Raw genomic sequence first — 13,927 nt, 5'->3', positions numbered from 1 at the left:
CCCACTGCCTAAAAATTCACCGCTTCTCCCTTGGCCAGGGATTCCCTCATCGCAATGCCGATGCGCGTGGCTTCCCGCGCGTCTTCAAGCGTGAGGCCCGTCGCGGGGCCACCGTTGAGCGACGCCACGAACGCCTCGGCCTCGTTCAGGAACGCGTGTTCGAAGCGCTCGAAGAACGTCGGCGTACATTCGTTGCGAATGCCCGTGGCATCGAAAATTTCCACGCGATTCAACCGCGGGTTGCTCCCCACCGATAACGCCCCGCCCGTTCCCACGACTTCCGTTTGCGTATCGTGGCCATGCGCACTGGTCCGCGATGCATGGAAAACCGCCATGCGTCCGCCCTCGAACTCGACGATGGCAACGCCGTTATCAATGTCGCCACACGCAGCCAGGCCTTCGTGGATGGCAATCGTGCCGCTTGCAAACACGCGCGTGACACGCGGATTGCCGAGCATCCAGCGCGCCAGGTCGATGTCGTGGACGCTGCAATCGAGGAACAGGCCGCCCGATGTCGGCGCGAAACGCACGAAGAAGCCATCGGGATCGTTTTTATCGACGGTTTGCGAACGGACCATGAACGGCCGGCCGATCGCGCCCTCGCGGACCTTGTTGAAGGCATCGCGATAACTGGCGTCGAAGCGGCGCACGAAACCGATCATGACCTGCAGATCGGGAAACCGTGCGCTTTCTTCGATAACCCGGTCGCACTGCGCCAGGTCCAGCGACAACGGCTTCTCGCAGAACACGTGTTTGCCGGCCCGTAATGCCGCGATGATCTGGTCGGCATGAAGCGACGTAGGCGTAACGAGCCAGACGGCATCAATCGATGTGTCTTGCAGCAACGACTCGTAGTCGTCGTAGAGCGCGAGTTCGGGCAGCTTTTCCACCGCCCATTCACGTTCAGCCGCGACCGGGCTGCACGCGGCCGCGAGCGTCGCGCCGGGCACATGCCACGCGAGATTGCGCGCATGGCGTTGACCAAGCCGCCCCAATCCGGCAATGCCGATCCGCACCGGCGCTTTCATGCCGCGCCCAGCTTGATGATCGTTCCTTCGCGCCATGAACGCGTGGCGGCATCGGCGAGTTCGAGCGCTTTCAGGCCGTCCGCGACCGTCGTGCGCACGGGTTTGCCTTCCTGGACGGCATCGAAGAAATGCGCGATCTCCAGCGCGTACGCCGCGCGGTATCGCTCGAGGAAAAATGCCTCGGGGACATCGTTCGATACCGCCGTCTTCGAGTACGCGGTAACTTCGGTGGGACGGACGTTGCCCGCCTGCAGCATGCCTTTGCTGCCGAGCAATTCGAAGCGCTGGTCGTAGCCGTACGCCGCGCGCCGCGTCGTGTTGATCTGGCACAAGCGGCCGCGTTTGGTGCGAATGGTGACGGCCGTCGAGTCGATGTCACCCGCATCCGCAATCGCCGGATCGGTCAGGACGCTTCCGGTGGCGTGCAGTGTGTCGGCTTCGTCGTCGAGCATCCAGCGGAAGATGTCGAAGTCGTGGATCAGCATGTCCTTGAAAATGCCGCCCGAATGTTTGATGTAGTCAACGGGCGGCGCCCCCGGGTCGCGACTCGTGACAATCAGCATTTCCGGATCGCCGATTTCACCCGCCTCCACGCGCGCCTTCAACGCAGCGAACGTCGGGTCGAAGCGGCGCTGGAAGCCGATCATGCAGACCACGCCGACTTTGGCGACGGCATCGGCGCAAGCGCGTGCGCGTTCGAGCGTCAGGTCCACGGGCTTTTCGCAGAACACGTGTTTCTTTTGGGCCGCCGATTTCATGATCAGGTCGGCATGGGTATCGGTGCTCGAACACACCACGGTCGCGCCGATGGACGCATCGCCCAGCGCGCCTTCCACGTCCGCCACTTGTGCGCCGTGCAGCGCGGCCAGGGCGGCGGCCGCTTCCTTGTTGACATCGACTACATATTTCAGGCGCACACCCGGCTGTTTTGCCAGATTCGCCGCATGGATCTTGCCGATCCGCCCTGCTCCGAAAACCGCTACATCAATCGTCATAGCCGCCTGTCTCCCTTGATTCTTCTACGTTCAGTTCAAGCCGGTACGCAAGCGCGATGAACAGCGCCTGGCACAGGCAGATCGTGCTCGTGAGCGAGCGGAACGCGAACGCGCTGCCCTCCTTCACGAACAAATGCGCGCTCGCGTGACGCGCGAGCGGCGAAAGCTGGCCGTCGGTGATGACCAGCGTCTTGGCGCCGTGATGCTGCGCCGCGCGCACGCAGTACTGCGTCTCCTTGCCGTAGGGCGCGAAGCTGATTGCAATCACCACATCGCCCTTTTTCACGCTGCGAATCTGCTCGCGGTACATCCCGCCGAAGCCCGACACGAGATGCACGCGCTTGGCCGTATGCTGCAGCGCGTACACGATATAACTCGCCACCGGAAACGATCTCCGCACGCCGATCACGTAGATGTTCTCGGCGTGCTCCAGCATCTTCACGGCGGCTTCGAACTGTTCGTCGTCGAGACCCGCTTCGAGCTCGGCGAGCCCGCTTTGACTCGCCGCGATGAATTCACGCGCGACCGATCCGCCCGACAATTTGCCGGGCTTTTCATCGATCAGTTTCCTGATCCGCTGCTGGTAGCTTTGCGCGGAACCGTTCTGGCCCGTGTACGCCTGCTTGAAAATCGCCTGTAGGTCGGAGAAGCCGGAAAAACCGAAGCGTTGCGCAAAGCGCACCACCGCCGACGGATGCACGCCGCACGCGCTCGCGATATCTCCGGTGCGATCCATCATCACGTTGCTGCGATGCTGCTCTATATACGTCGCCACGCTTTTGAGCTGGCGCGGAAGTGCGTCGTACGCCTCTGTGATGCGCTGCATCAGTTCGTCGACGGTCTCAGTATCCGTGGCTGTTTCCTGTGTGTCTGATGTGTCTTCCTGCATGCGGTGCTCGTCATGGATTCCCGTTTCGATGCAACCGATTATAGATACCTCCCGGAACAAATGGAATGAATTTTCCAAACGTCGGGTAGTTAAACTTCCTATTGCATAGCGCTCAGAGTTGTCCTAATCTTGGTCGTGAGCAAGGGGACGTGAGCGCTGTCCATCGCGCCTGATTGCTTATCCAGAAAAACAACCGTGATAGGTGGAGACAATGAGACTTTGCAATGGCCGAGCCGCCCTGCGCGTGCTCGCAGCGGCTGCCGCTTTGTGCGGCGCAGCGGCACTGAGCAGCCAGGCAGCCCACGCGGCTCCCGACGCCCATTTCGTTTTGATCAGCCACGCGCCAGATTCGGACTCATGGTGGAACACGATCAAGAACGCCATCAAACAGGCCGATGAGGACTTCAACGTAGAGACGGATTACCGCAATCCGCCCAACGGCGATCTCGCCGACATGTCGCGGTTGATCGAACAAGCGGCGGCGCGTAACTACGATGGCGTGATCGTGACCATCGCGGACTTCGACGTACTGAAAAGTGCGATGAACAAGGTGACCGCGAAGAAGATTCCGCTCGTCACGATCAACTCGGGCACCGAAGAGCAAAGCGCGCAGCTCGGCGCGATCATGCATATCGGCCAGCCTGAATATGTTGCGGGTCACGCGGCTGGCGAGAAGGCCAAGGCCGCAGGCATCAAGTCGTTCCTGTGCGTCAATCACCTGGCGACCAACGTGGTGTCGTTCGATCGCTGCCGTGGTTTCGCCGATGCCATCGGTGTCGACTACAAACCGTCGACGCTCGACTCGGGACAAGACCCGACTGAGATCCAGTCGAAGGTCAGCGCGTATTTGCGCAATCATCCGAACACGCAGGCCATCCTGACGCTCGGACCGACGCCCGCTTCGGCCACATTGAAAGCCGTGCAGCAGATGGGCCTGGAAAAGAAGATCTGGTTTGCGACCTTCGATTTCTCCGATGACATCGCAAAAGCCATCCAAGCCGGCACGATCCAGTTCGCGATCGATCAGCAGCCGTACTTGCAAGGCTATATCCCGGTTGCCGTGCTGGCGATCGTGAAGCATGACAAGACCACCGATCCGGTGAAGATCCGCCAGATCCTGGAAGCGAATCCGAAGTTCAAGGCTCGGCTCGCAACCTACGGACTTCAACCATCTTACGGTCCGAAGAACATCCGTTCAGGACCGGGCTTCATCACGAAGGACAACATCGACAAGGTGTTGAAGTTCGCAGGCCAATACAGGTGATTCATCGCGGACGGGGGTGCGGATCATCCTCGACCTGACTACGCCGTTCGCAGCACCAGCTTTCTCTCAACGCGCCGCCGCCTGCGTCCGTCAGGCGGCTGGCCGCGCGCTTCAAGGAGCCATCATGGGCATAGCCGGCAAGCACGTTCCTCCCCTTTCCAACGCGGCCGATTCATCCAGTGCGCCGGCCACGGCCGCGCCCGCCGATGAACGCGTCAGGCGTCAATCGTGGTTCGGCCATATCCTGAATCGTCCGGAATTCGCGGCGATCTCCGGCGCGGTGCTCGTGTTCATTGTGTTCGGCGTAAGCGCCGGAAGCTCGGGCATGTTCAACCTCGACGGCGTGATGAACTGGTCGCAAGTCGCGGCGTACCTCGGCCTGCTTGCGGTCGGCGCGTGCCTGCTGATGATCGCGGGCGAGTTCGATTTGTCGATTGGCTCGATGATCGGTTTCGCCGGCATGATGGTCGCGATTCCGTCGGTGTATTTTCACTGGCCGTTGTCGGTTGCGATCCTGTTCGCCTTCGTCTGTTCCATGTTGCTAGGCGCATTGAACGGCTATCTGGTCGTGAAGACGCGGTTGCCGTCGTTCATCGTGACGCTCGCGTTCCTGTTCATCTTGCGCGGCTTGACGCTTGCGCTCTCCATTCTCTTTGCCGACCGCACCATCATCTCCGGCGTCGGCGATCTCGCGCAGAACGACTGGCTCGCGAACACGCTGTTTCATGGCGTCGCGCTGCATGGCCTCTTTTCATGGCTCGGGCATATGGGTATCGGCAAATTGCTCGATAGCGGCGAACCGCTCGTGCCCGGTATTCCAAAGGTCATCTTGTGGTGGCTCGCGCTCGCCGCGGTCAGCGCGTTCGTGCTTGCGAAGACGCGTTTCGGCAACTGGATCCTCGCAGTCGGCGGCGATGCAAACGCAGCTAAGAACGTCGGCGTGCCCGTGCGGCGCGTGAAGATTTCATTGTTCGTGCTGACCGCGTTTTGCTCATGCTTGTTCGCCGTGCTGCAAGTTTGCGACATCGGATCCGCTGCGGCCGACCGCGGCCTGCAGAAGGAATTCGAGGCGATCATCGCGGCGGTGATCGGCGGAACGCTGCTGACCGGCGGTTATGGATCGGTGATCGGCGCGTGCTTCGGTGCGCTCATCTTCGGCGTCGTACAGATCGGCATCACGTACACGAACGTCAGCTCCGACTGGTTCCGCGTGTTCCTCGGCGTGATGCTGCTGATCGCCGTGCTGTTCAATCACTACGTGCGTCGTCGCGTTTCACAAGCTCAATGAGGGGAACGGTCATGGCTGAACAAGACACCATTCTCGCGCTCGAAAACGTCAGCAAGTTCTTCGGCCGCGTGATCGCACTCAACGGTGTGACGCTGCGTTTGAAGCGTGGCGAAGTGCACTGCCTGCTCGGCGATAACGGCGCAGGCAAATCCACTCTGATCAAGACGCTTGCCGGGGTTCATACGCCCTCCTCGGGCGAATATCTCGTCGATGGCAAACCGGTGCAATTCGGCTCGCCCAAGGAAGCGCTCGATATGGGTATCGCGACCGTGTACCAGGATCTCGCGCTCGTACCCTTGTTGTCTGTTGCGCGCAATTTCTTCATGGGCCGCGAGCCGCAGAAAAAGCTCTTCGGTTTGCTCAACGTGATGGATCTGGACCTCGCGGCGGAAACATCGACGGCACGGCTTTCCGAAATGGGGATTAATGTACGCGACGCACATCAACCCATTGGCACCATGTCCGGCGGCGAAAAGCAATGTCTCGCGATCGCGCGGGCGATCCATTTCGGCGCACGCGTGCTGATCCTCGATGAACCCACGGCCGCGCTCGGCGTGAAGCAGTCGTTCAACGTGCTGCGCCTGATCCATACGGCGCGCTCGAAAGGCATCTCCGTGATCTTCATCACGCACAACGTGCATCACGCGTACCCCATCGGCGATTCGTTCACGCTGCTCAATCGCGGCCGTTCAATGGGCACGTTCACGAAAGACACGATCACGAAGAACGAAGTCCTCGACATGATGGCGGGCGGCGCCGAGATGCAGCAAATGATGAGCGAACTCGAAGACGCCCCGGCCTGAACCCGGGCTCCTTCGCGGACTTCATCTACTCCAAGGATCGAACATGGCATTGCATTCATCAACCGGATCGCGTTTCGCCGAAGGGCGAACCCGCGACATCGTGTGTCTCGGGCGGCTCGCGGTCGATCTCTATGCGCAGCAGGTCGGCGCCAGGCTCGAGGACGTATCGAGCTTTGCGAAATATCTGGGCGGGTCGTCGGCGAATATCGCGTTTGGATGCGCCCGGCTCGGCCTCAGGTCGGCAATGCTCTCGCGCGTCGGCAACGATCACATGGGCCGCTTCCTCACCGAGACGCTGGAACGCGAGGGGTGCGACACGAGTCACGTGCGCATCGATCACGACCGGTTGACGGGACTCGTGCTGCTCGGCATTGAAGATCGCGATACGTTTCCGCTGGTGTTCTATCGCGATGATTGCGCGGACATGGCCGTCGATGAAAACGACTTCGACGAAGCGTTCATTGCGTCATCGAAAGCGCTGTTGATTACCGGCACGCACTTCTCCACCGATCAGGTCAATCGCACGAGCCGCCGCGCGCTCGATCACGCGCGCCGCAACCAGGTTCGTACGGTGCTCGATATCGACTACCGGCCGGTGCTATGGGGACTGACCGGCAAGGCCGATGGCGAGACACGCTTCGTCGCCAACGACAATGTCACCGCCCACTTGCAAGGCATCCTGCCGCTGATGGATCTCGTGATCGGCACGGAAGAGGAGTTCCGGATCGCGGGCGGCAAGGACACGCTGATCGATGCGTTGACCGCCGTTCGTTCCGTCACGGACGCAACGCTCGTCGTCAAGCGTGGGCCAATGGGCTGCTCGATCATCGAAGGCGACGTTCCGGTTTCGATAGACGATGCCCCCGTTCACGGCGGCGTCGAAGTCGAAGTGCTGAACGTGCTGGGCGCGGGCGATGCGTTCGCTGCAGGCTTTCTCGCCGGATGGCTGCGCGACGAACCCATGGACGTCTGCGCGCGTACCGGGAACGCGTGCGGCGGGCTGGTTGTATCGCGTCACGGATGCGCGCCCGCCATGCCCACGCCCGCAGAGCTCACTTACTTCCTCGATGCCGCACGCGCCGATCCTTTCCGCATGCGCCGGCCCGACCGCGATGCAACGCTTGCGCGCCTGCACCGAGTGACGCCGGCTCGCAAACAGTGGAACGAAGTGCTTGGATTTGCCTTCGATCACCGCAACCAGTTTTTCGACCTCGCGCAGCAAACAGGCGCGGACGAAACGCGCATCGCCGAGCTCAAAGGCTTGTTCGTGCAAGCCGTCGCGCAGACGGAAAAGGAGCGCGGACTGGAAGGACGCATAGGCGTGCTGATCGATGACCGCTACGGCCAGGACGCGCTGAACGCAGCAACCGGACGCGGCTGGTGGATCGGGCGTCCGGTGGAGTTGCCCGGCTCCATGCCGCTTGTTTTCGATCACGGCCGCTCGATCGGAACCACGCTTGTCGAGTGGCCGCGCGAACATGTTGCAAAGTGCCTGGTGCACTATCACCCCGACCATCCACACGATCTCCGCCTCGAACAGGAAGCCCAGATTCGCGCGCTGTACGACGCCGTCCAGGCAAGCGGCCACGAGTTGCTGCTCGAAGTGATCGTGCCGAAGAACGGGCCGCCGATTGCCGAAGATACCGCGCTGCGTTCGTTGAAGCGGCTTTACAACCTTGGCATCTATCCCGAGTGGTGGAAGCTCGAACCAATGAGCGCGAAGCAATGGGAAGCCGTCGATGCGTTGATCGCCGAGCGTGACCCCGCGTGTCGCGGCGTCGTGCTGCTGGGTTTGTCGGCGGCGGTAGATCAACTGTGCGAGGGCTTCAAACCGGCGGCTTTATCGAAGACATGCCGTGGGTTTACCGTTGGCCGCACCATCTTCCATGAGCCGAGTCACGCGTGGCTCGCCGGGACCATAGATGACGCTGAACTCGTCGCACGCGTGCGGCGCACGTTCGAAACGCTGATCGATGCATGGACCGAAGCGCGCGCCGCCCGGCACCCGAAAGCCACCGCGCAGGAGCAGGCAGCATGAACAGCACGATCCGTTTGACCACCGCGCAGGCGCTGGTCCGCTATCTCGCCGCGCTGCAGACCGAGGACGGCGAAGCGCTCTTCGGCGGCGTCTTTGCGATCTTCGGGCACGGCAACGTAGCGGGTATGGGCGAGGCCTTGTATGCGCATCGCGAGACTCTGCCCACGTTTCGCGCGCACAACGAGCAGGCGATGGCGCATGCGGCTATTGCCTATGCAAAGGCGAATTTCCGCCGGCGGATGATGGCGGTGACGACCTCCATTGGCCCGGGCGCGACGAACCTCGTGACGGCCGCAGCATTGGCGCACGTGAATCGCTTGCCCGTGCTGTTGCTGCCCGGCGATATCTTCGTGTCCCGTGCGCCCGATCCTGTCCTGCAACAAGTGGAAGACTTCGGCGACGGCAACGTATCCGCGAACGATACCTTGCGTCCTGTCTCGCGTTATTTCGATCGCATCGTGCATCCGGCGCAATTGTTGAGCGCGTTGCCTCGCGCAATCCGCGTATTGACCGACGCCGCGTTGTGCGGCCCCGTCACGCTCGCGCTGCCGCAAGACGTGCAGGCGATGGCGTACGACTATCCCGCGTCGTTCTTCGAGCCGCGTGTGATTTCGTTTCACGCGCCCTCGCCCATGGCCGATGACATCACCCGCGCGGCCACCGCATTGCGTGCTGCCAAAAGGCCTCTGCTCGTGTCGGGCGGCGGCGTGCTGTACGGCCTCGCGACCGGTGCATTGCGCTCATTCTCGGAACGTCATGGCATTCCTGTCGCCGAAACTCAGGCGGGAAAAGGTGCGCTCGAATGGGATCATCCGCTGAATCTGGGCGGTATCGGCGTGACCGGGTCGGAAGCCGCGAACCAGTTGGCAAGTGATGCCGATTGTGTTCTCGCGGTCGGCACGCGGCTGCAGGATTTCACCACGGGATCGAACACGCTGTTTGCGCAGGCACAGCTTATCGGCATCAATGCCAATGCATTCGATGCCTTGAAACAAGGTGCTTTGGCGGTTGAATCCGATGCACAGCTCGCGCTCGATGCGCTAAGCCGTGCGCTCGGCGACTGGCGTGCATCGCCGCCGTGGACCGTTCGTGCGCACGAACTCGCCGATAGCTGGCGCGCGACCGTCGATCACGTGACGAACGCGCAGCAGCTCGACAACGCGTTGCCACGTGAAGCCGATGTCATCGGCGCGGTGCAGCGTTCGAGCGTGCAATCGGCGGCGAACGACATCGTGGTCTGTGCAGCCGGAACCCTTCCCGCCGATTTGCAAAAGCTCTGGCGCACGAGCACGCCGGGCGGTTATCACGTCGAATACGGCTACTCGTGCATGGGCTACGAAGTCGCCGGCGCGCTCGGTGCGAAACTCGCGCGCCCCGAGCGCGAAGTGATCGTGATCGTAGGCGATGGCAGCTATCTCATGATGAACAGCGAGCTTGCTACATCGGTGATGCTTGGCGCCAAGATCATCGTCGTGCTGCTCGACAACCGCGGCTACGGTTGCATCAACCGGTTGCAACAAGCTTGCGGCGGCGCCCCGTTCAACAACCTGTTGGCCGACAGCCGGCAAGGTCCGGAAGGCGCGCCTGCCATCGACTTCGCCATGCACGCGCGCTCGCTCGGCGCGACCGCCGAACACGTCGCGAATATCGGCGAACTCGAAGCCGCGATGCAACGCGCGCGGGCATCGACAAAATCGTATCTGGTCAGCATCGACACCGACCCGGCGCGCCCGACTGAAGAAGGCGGCTGGTGGTGGGAAGTCGCGGTGCCCGAAGTGTCATCGCGTGAAGCGGTGCGCTCGGCGCGCGCAAACTACGAACACAAACTCACGGCGCGTTCGAAGCGCACGAAGGAATAACAGATGAGCACCTTCGATGTACGGATCGGTATCAATCCGCTTTCGTGGATGAACGACGACCTTCCCTCGCTGGGCGGCGAGACGCCGTTAAGCGTTGCGTTGACCGAAGGAAAGAAGATCGGCTATGAAGGCTTCGAGCTTGGCAACAAGTTTCCGCGTGAACCGGAAGCGTTGAAAAAGCTTTTGGCCGAGTACGATCTGGCGCTCGTCTCCGGCTGGTATTCCGGTCGCCTTGCGGAGCGCAGCGCGGAAGAAGAGATCGCAGCCGTAGGCCCGCATCTCGACCTGCTTGCGAAAAACGGCGCAACGGTGATGGTCTACGGCGAAGTGGCGGACTCGATCCAGGGTTTGCCGCGACCGCTCTATCAACGCCCGCGTTTTTTCTCAGATGACCGCTGGAACGAATACGCCAAACGCCTCAACACATTCGCCGAATACACCTTGTCCAAAGGTGTTCGTGTTGCTTACCACCATCATATGGGCGCGTACGTGGAGACGCCCGCTGACGTGGACCGCCTGATGAGCCTGACCAACGATTCCGTCGGCCTGCTGTTCGATGCAGGACATATCACGTTTGCGGGCGGCGATCCGATTGTCATGCTCGACAAACACATCGGCCGCGTTTGTCACGTACATTGCAAGGACGTGCGGCCGGAAATCATCAAGCTAGCGCGCAATCGCAACTGGAGTTTCCTCGACTCGGTCATCAACGGCGCGTTCACCGTGCCCGGCGATGGTGCCATAGATTTCCCGTCGATCATCGCGCGATTGAAACGGCACGGGTATGGCGGCTGGCTCGTGGTCGAAGCCGAACAGGACCCGGTCATAGCAACGAGCTATACGTACGCCGAGAAAGGCTACAAGACACTACGTGCGCTCGTTGATCAACAACTTCAGGAGGCAGCATGAGTCTGCTCGTCAAGGCATCGCGCGAAGGTCAGACCATCGCGCGTGTCACACCGGAAACTGCGTTATGGAAGCATGTGGGGTTCGCCGCTTATCGGCTGGAAACCGGCGATATCGTCCATGTGCATGAGGCAAAGCGCGAGGTCTGTATTGTCGTGTTGTCTGGAACGGTGAGCATTGAAGCTGGCGAACACAAGTGGGAGAAGATTGGTTCACGTGACAGCGTGTTCGAGGACACCGCGCCCTACGCCGTGTATTTGCCGCCGAAACTCGCCGCCATTGTGCGTGCGGATCGCGATGCCGAGATCGGTGTGGCGAGCGCGCCCGCTACGGGAAAATATCCGCCGCGGCTTATCGAGCCTTCGCAGATGAAACGCTCGACGCGCGGCAAAGGCGCGAATACGCGATACGTGTGCGACATTCTTCCGCAAACCGAACCCGCCGAAGGTCTGCTTGTGGTCGAGGTGAAGACGCCGGGCGGACATGCATCGAGCTATCCGCCGCACAAGCATGACAAGGACAACGTGCCGGTGGAGAGTTCGCTTGAAGAGACTTACTACCATCGGCTGAATCCGCCGCAGGGGTTTGCGTTTCAGCGCGTCTATACCGACGAGCGCGATCTCGACGAAACCATGGCCGTGGAAGATCACGACGTCGTCATGGTGCCGCGTGGTTATCATCCGGTCGTGGTGCCGTATGGTTACGACAACTATTATCTGAACGTGATGGCCGGCGACAAACGCACCTGGCACTTCAAGAACGATCCGAAGCACGAGTGGATCGCGGAGCGCGACAGCAAGGCTTCCTGATTCTTCAAACGCCGACAGAAAGCCATTCGCGCGTGATGCGCTCGTTGGCGGCGAGCGCGTCGGGGGTGTCATCGAAGACGATCTTGCCGTGTCCCATCACCGCGACGCGGGTTGCCAGTTCCTGTGCCATCGTCATGCGCTGTTCGATCAGCAGGATCGCCACACCGCGAGTTTGCAAGCTCTTCAGACAGGCTGCGACCTGTTTCACGATTTGCGGCGCGAGGCCTTCCGTGGGTTCATCGATAATGACAAGCGACGGATCGCCCATCAAGGTACGGGCGAGCGCGAGCATCTGTTGCTCGCCGCCGGAGAGCAGTCCGGCTTTCACAGTCTTGCGTTCGTGCAGTATCGGGAAAATTCGTTCGGCTTCGGCCACGCCAAAATGCGATCCACCGCGCTTCATGCCGAGCACCAAATTCTCGCGGACGCTCAATGTCGGAAATACATCGCGTTGTTCGGGTACATAACCCATGCCCATCCGCGCGATTGCGTAAGGCCGCTTCCCTATCAGCGATACCCCGCGGAAATTCGCCGCGCCCTCCGCATGCACGAGACCCATCAGCGCTTTTGCAAGCGTCGAACGTCCCGACCCGTTGCGCCCCGCGAGCACGACGACCTCGCCTTCGCCGATGCGCAAGCTCACGCCATGCAGCACATGACTTGAACCGTACCACGCGTTGAGTTCGTTGATTTCCAGCAACGCGGTCATGGTTCGTCACCGAGATATGCGGAACGAACGCCCGGGTCTGCGGCGATTTCATCGGGCGTTCCGGTCGCGATCACGCGGCCTTGCACGAGTACCGAAATACGATCGGCAAGTGCGAACACAGCTTCCATATCATGCTCGACGATCAGCAAGGTCTTGCCCTTCGTGGTCTCGCGGATCAATGAAAGGGCCTGCGCTGCTTCCAAACGGTTCATGCCCGCGGTGGGTTCGTCGAGAAGTAAGGTCGATGCATCCGATGCCAGCGCCAGGCCAAGATCGAGCGCGCGCAACGCTGCATAGCCAAGACTCGAGGCCGGCTCGCTGCTGCGCTCGGTCAAACCAATCGCTTCGATAACACGTTGAGTCTCGCGATCAATCACGTTCGATCCGAACCATCTCGCCGGCCAAGACGCGTGAGAACCAAGCACTGCACATCGAATGTTGTCCCATACGCTCAGGCCGGTGAATACGCTTGAAGTCTGGAAGCTGCGCGCGAGGCCCTTGCGTCCCAACCGGTGAGCCGGTAATCCCGTCACATCCGTGCCGTTCAGCATCACATGGCCGCTCGACGGCAATGTGCGCCCTGCGATGATATCGAACAACGTCGATTTACCCGCGCCGTTCGGACCGATCAACGCATGACGTTCGCCCTGGCGAACGGTGAGATCCACGCCTCGGAGAATTTCGGTGGCACCGAAACGCTTTGTGATTTGCCTCAGTTCGAGCGCGGTAGTCACTGTGCGTTCCGGGATTTTCTTGTGAGCAGCAACGCGACCATGGCGCTGAATAACGCGAAGCCCCAGGGACCGACACTGTGACCATCGAGGCGCAAGCCTGCGACGTGCGCGAGGCCATCGCCGTGGGTATCGAACTGAAGTGCGTAGGCGAGTTCGGTCGCAATCACAATGGCTATCAGCCAGGCAACTAAGGCACACAAACCAAGGGCGGAACGATTACGCGATCTTCCTGTCATCAAGCCCGCCAGACCCTTCGGTGCCGCGACCACGGTCCACACAAAAAACAGCCCCAGATAGGCCACCCATGCAGGGGACACGCTTGCCACAGCCACGCTGAAAAACGTGAGCAAGACGGCTCCCAGCACCGGCCCGAAAAACATCCCCGTGCCGCCAATAACGACAGCAATCAGCACGCTTGCCGAGCGCGCCAGCCCCACCCCTTCCGCCGATGCCAATTCCACGTTGATCAGCCCCAGACCGCCTGCCACGCCTGCAAAAAACGCGGCCACGATCACCATGACGAAGCGCACGCGCCGTGGATCGAAACCGATGGCCGCGGCGCGCATGGGGTTATCGCGTACAGCATTCGCCACACGTACAAACGG

12 protein-coding genes and 1 pseudogene are annotated in these 13,927 nt (G+C 61.1%); 7 read left to right on the top strand and 6 right to left on the bottom strand.

What is annotated here, in order from left to right:
- Positions 1 to 8: 8 nt before the first annotated feature.
- Genes ACFFAR_RS00755 through ACFFAR_RS00745 form a run of 3 tightly spaced genes read right to left on the bottom strand, consistent with a single transcriptional unit; the run spans position 9 to position 2,912 of the window.
- The gene (locus ACFFAR_RS00755) at positions 9 to 1,028 is read right to left on the bottom strand and encodes a Gfo/Idh/MocA family oxidoreductase (RefSeq protein WP_062167140.1); all 1,020 of its coding nucleotides are present in this window, start codon (positions 1,026 to 1,028) and stop codon (positions 9 to 11) included.
- The gene (gene iolG / locus ACFFAR_RS00750; RefSeq protein ID WP_174363710.1) at positions 1,025 to 2,023 is read right to left on the bottom strand and encodes an inositol 2-dehydrogenase; all 999 of its coding nucleotides are present in this window, start codon (positions 2,021 to 2,023) and stop codon (positions 1,025 to 1,027) included. Before iolG ends, ACFFAR_RS00755 begins: the two co-directional genes overlap by 4 nt.
- Positions 2,013 to 2,912, bottom strand: a complete 900-nt coding sequence (locus tag ACFFAR_RS00745) for a MurR/RpiR family transcriptional regulator (RefSeq protein WP_061999874.1) — start codon at positions 2,910 to 2,912, stop codon at positions 2,013 to 2,015. The genes iolG and ACFFAR_RS00745 overlap by 11 nt, the downstream gene beginning before the upstream one ends.
- 211 nt (positions 2,913 to 3,123) lie before the next feature.
- Here ACFFAR_RS00745 and ACFFAR_RS00740 point away from each other — a divergent pair, with 211 nt between their 5' ends.
- The 7 genes from ACFFAR_RS00740 to iolB all read left to right on the top strand — a co-directional run bounded on the left by ACFFAR_RS00740 (position 3,124) and on the right by iolB (position 11,879).
- Positions 3,124 to 4,176 carry a sugar ABC transporter substrate-binding protein gene (locus ACFFAR_RS00740; protein WP_061999875.1) on the top strand — a complete coding sequence of 351 codons (1,053 nt, stop codon included), beginning with the start codon at positions 3,124 to 3,126 and terminating at the stop codon, positions 4,174 to 4,176.
- 124 nt (positions 4,177 to 4,300) lie between these two features.
- Positions 4,301 to 5,464 (top strand): ABC transporter permease, encoded by a 1,164-nt coding sequence (locus ACFFAR_RS00735; protein ID WP_062000923.1) that lies wholly within the window; start codon positions 4,301 to 4,303, stop codon positions 5,462 to 5,464.
- Between the two features lie 11 nt (positions 5,465 to 5,475).
- Positions 5,476 to 6,267 (top strand): ATP-binding cassette domain-containing protein, encoded by a 792-nt coding sequence (locus tag ACFFAR_RS00730; protein ID WP_062167146.1) that lies wholly within the window; start codon positions 5,476 to 5,478, stop codon positions 6,265 to 6,267.
- Between the two features lie 43 nt (positions 6,268 to 6,310).
- Positions 6,311 to 8,305 (top strand): 5-dehydro-2-deoxygluconokinase, encoded by a 1,995-nt coding sequence (iolC, locus tag ACFFAR_RS00725; RefSeq protein WP_375507395.1) that lies wholly within the window; start codon positions 6,311 to 6,313, stop codon positions 8,303 to 8,305.
- Complete coding sequence (gene iolD, locus ACFFAR_RS00720) at positions 8,245 to 10,164, top strand: 3D-(3,5/4)-trihydroxycyclohexane-1,2-dione acylhydrolase (decyclizing) (protein ID WP_375507394.1); 1,920 nt, start codon at positions 8,245 to 8,247, stop codon at positions 10,162 to 10,164. Before iolC ends, iolD begins: the two co-directional genes overlap by 61 nt.
- Positions 10,165 to 10,167: 3 nt before the next feature.
- Entirely contained in the window at positions 10,168 to 11,073 is a 906-nt protein-coding gene (gene iolE / locus ACFFAR_RS00715; protein WP_375507393.1) for a myo-inosose-2 dehydratase, read from the top strand.
- On the top strand, positions 11,070 to 11,879 hold the full coding sequence (iolB, locus tag ACFFAR_RS00710; protein WP_061999880.1) for a 5-deoxy-glucuronate isomerase: 810 nt from the start codon (positions 11,070 to 11,072) through the stop codon (positions 11,877 to 11,879). The genes iolE and iolB overlap by 4 nt, the downstream gene beginning before the upstream one ends.
- Before the next feature lie 4 nt (positions 11,880 to 11,883).
- Here iolB and ACFFAR_RS00705 read toward each other — a convergent pair whose 3' ends face one another.
- The 3 genes and pseudogenes from ACFFAR_RS00705 to ACFFAR_RS00695 form a co-directional block, all read right to left on the bottom strand.
- A complete protein-coding gene (locus tag ACFFAR_RS00705) occupies positions 11,884 to 12,588 on the bottom strand; it encodes an ABC transporter ATP-binding protein (RefSeq protein ID WP_375507392.1) in 705 nt (234 codons plus the stop codon).
- Positions 12,585 to 13,322: an ATP-binding cassette domain-containing protein gene (locus ACFFAR_RS00700; RefSeq protein WP_174365592.1), complete on the bottom strand. Its 738-nt coding sequence runs from the start codon at positions 13,320 to 13,322 to the stop codon at positions 12,585 to 12,587. Before ACFFAR_RS00700 ends, ACFFAR_RS00705 begins: the two co-directional genes overlap by 4 nt.
- Positions 13,319 to 13,927, bottom strand: a pseudogene (locus ACFFAR_RS00695) (branched-chain amino acid ABC transporter permease); the annotation flags it as partial. The gene ACFFAR_RS00700 and the pseudogene ACFFAR_RS00695, both read right to left, overlap by 4 nt.

Origin of the sequence: uncultured Caballeronia sp. (genome assembly GCF_964243625.1) — a bacterium.
GTDB lineage: Bacteria > Pseudomonadota > Gammaproteobacteria > Burkholderiales > Burkholderiaceae > Caballeronia.
This window is presented reverse-complemented; position numbering and strand designations above follow the sequence as displayed.

Bases quoted from the DNA above. Each gene is read 5' to 3' on its own strand.
- iolG (WP_174363710.1), bottom strand. From the start codon at position 2,023: ATGACGATTGATGTAGCGGTTTTCGGAGCAGGGCGGATCGGCAAGATC.
- iolC (WP_375507395.1), top strand. From the start codon at position 6,311: ATGGCATTGCATTCATCAACCGGATCGCGTTTCGCCGAAGGGCGAACC.
- ACFFAR_RS00735 (WP_062000923.1), top strand. From the start codon at position 4,301: ATGGGCATAGCCGGCAAGCACGTTCCTCCCCTTTCCAACGCGGCCGAT.
- ACFFAR_RS00730 (WP_062167146.1), top strand. From the start codon at position 5,476: ATGGCTGAACAAGACACCATTCTCGCGCTCGAAAACGTCAGCAAGTTC.
- ACFFAR_RS00705 (WP_375507392.1), bottom strand. From the start codon at position 12,588: ATGACCGCGTTGCTGGAAATCAACGAACTCAACGCGTGGTACGGTTCA.
- ACFFAR_RS00745 (WP_061999874.1), bottom strand. From the start codon at position 2,912: ATGCAGGAAGACACATCAGACACACAGGAAACAGCCACGGATACTGAG.
- iolD (WP_375507394.1), top strand. From the start codon at position 8,245: ATGGACCGAAGCGCGCGCCGCCCGGCACCCGAAAGCCACCGCGCAGGA.
- ACFFAR_RS00755 (WP_062167140.1), bottom strand. From the start codon at position 1,028: ATGAAAGCGCCGGTGCGGATCGGCATTGCCGGATTGGGGCGGCTTGGT.
- iolB (WP_061999880.1), top strand. From the start codon at position 11,070: ATGAGTCTGCTCGTCAAGGCATCGCGCGAAGGTCAGACCATCGCGCGT.
- iolE (WP_375507393.1), top strand. From the start codon at position 10,168: ATGAGCACCTTCGATGTACGGATCGGTATCAATCCGCTTTCGTGGATG.
- ACFFAR_RS00740 (WP_061999875.1), top strand. From the start codon at position 3,124: ATGAGACTTTGCAATGGCCGAGCCGCCCTGCGCGTGCTCGCAGCGGCT.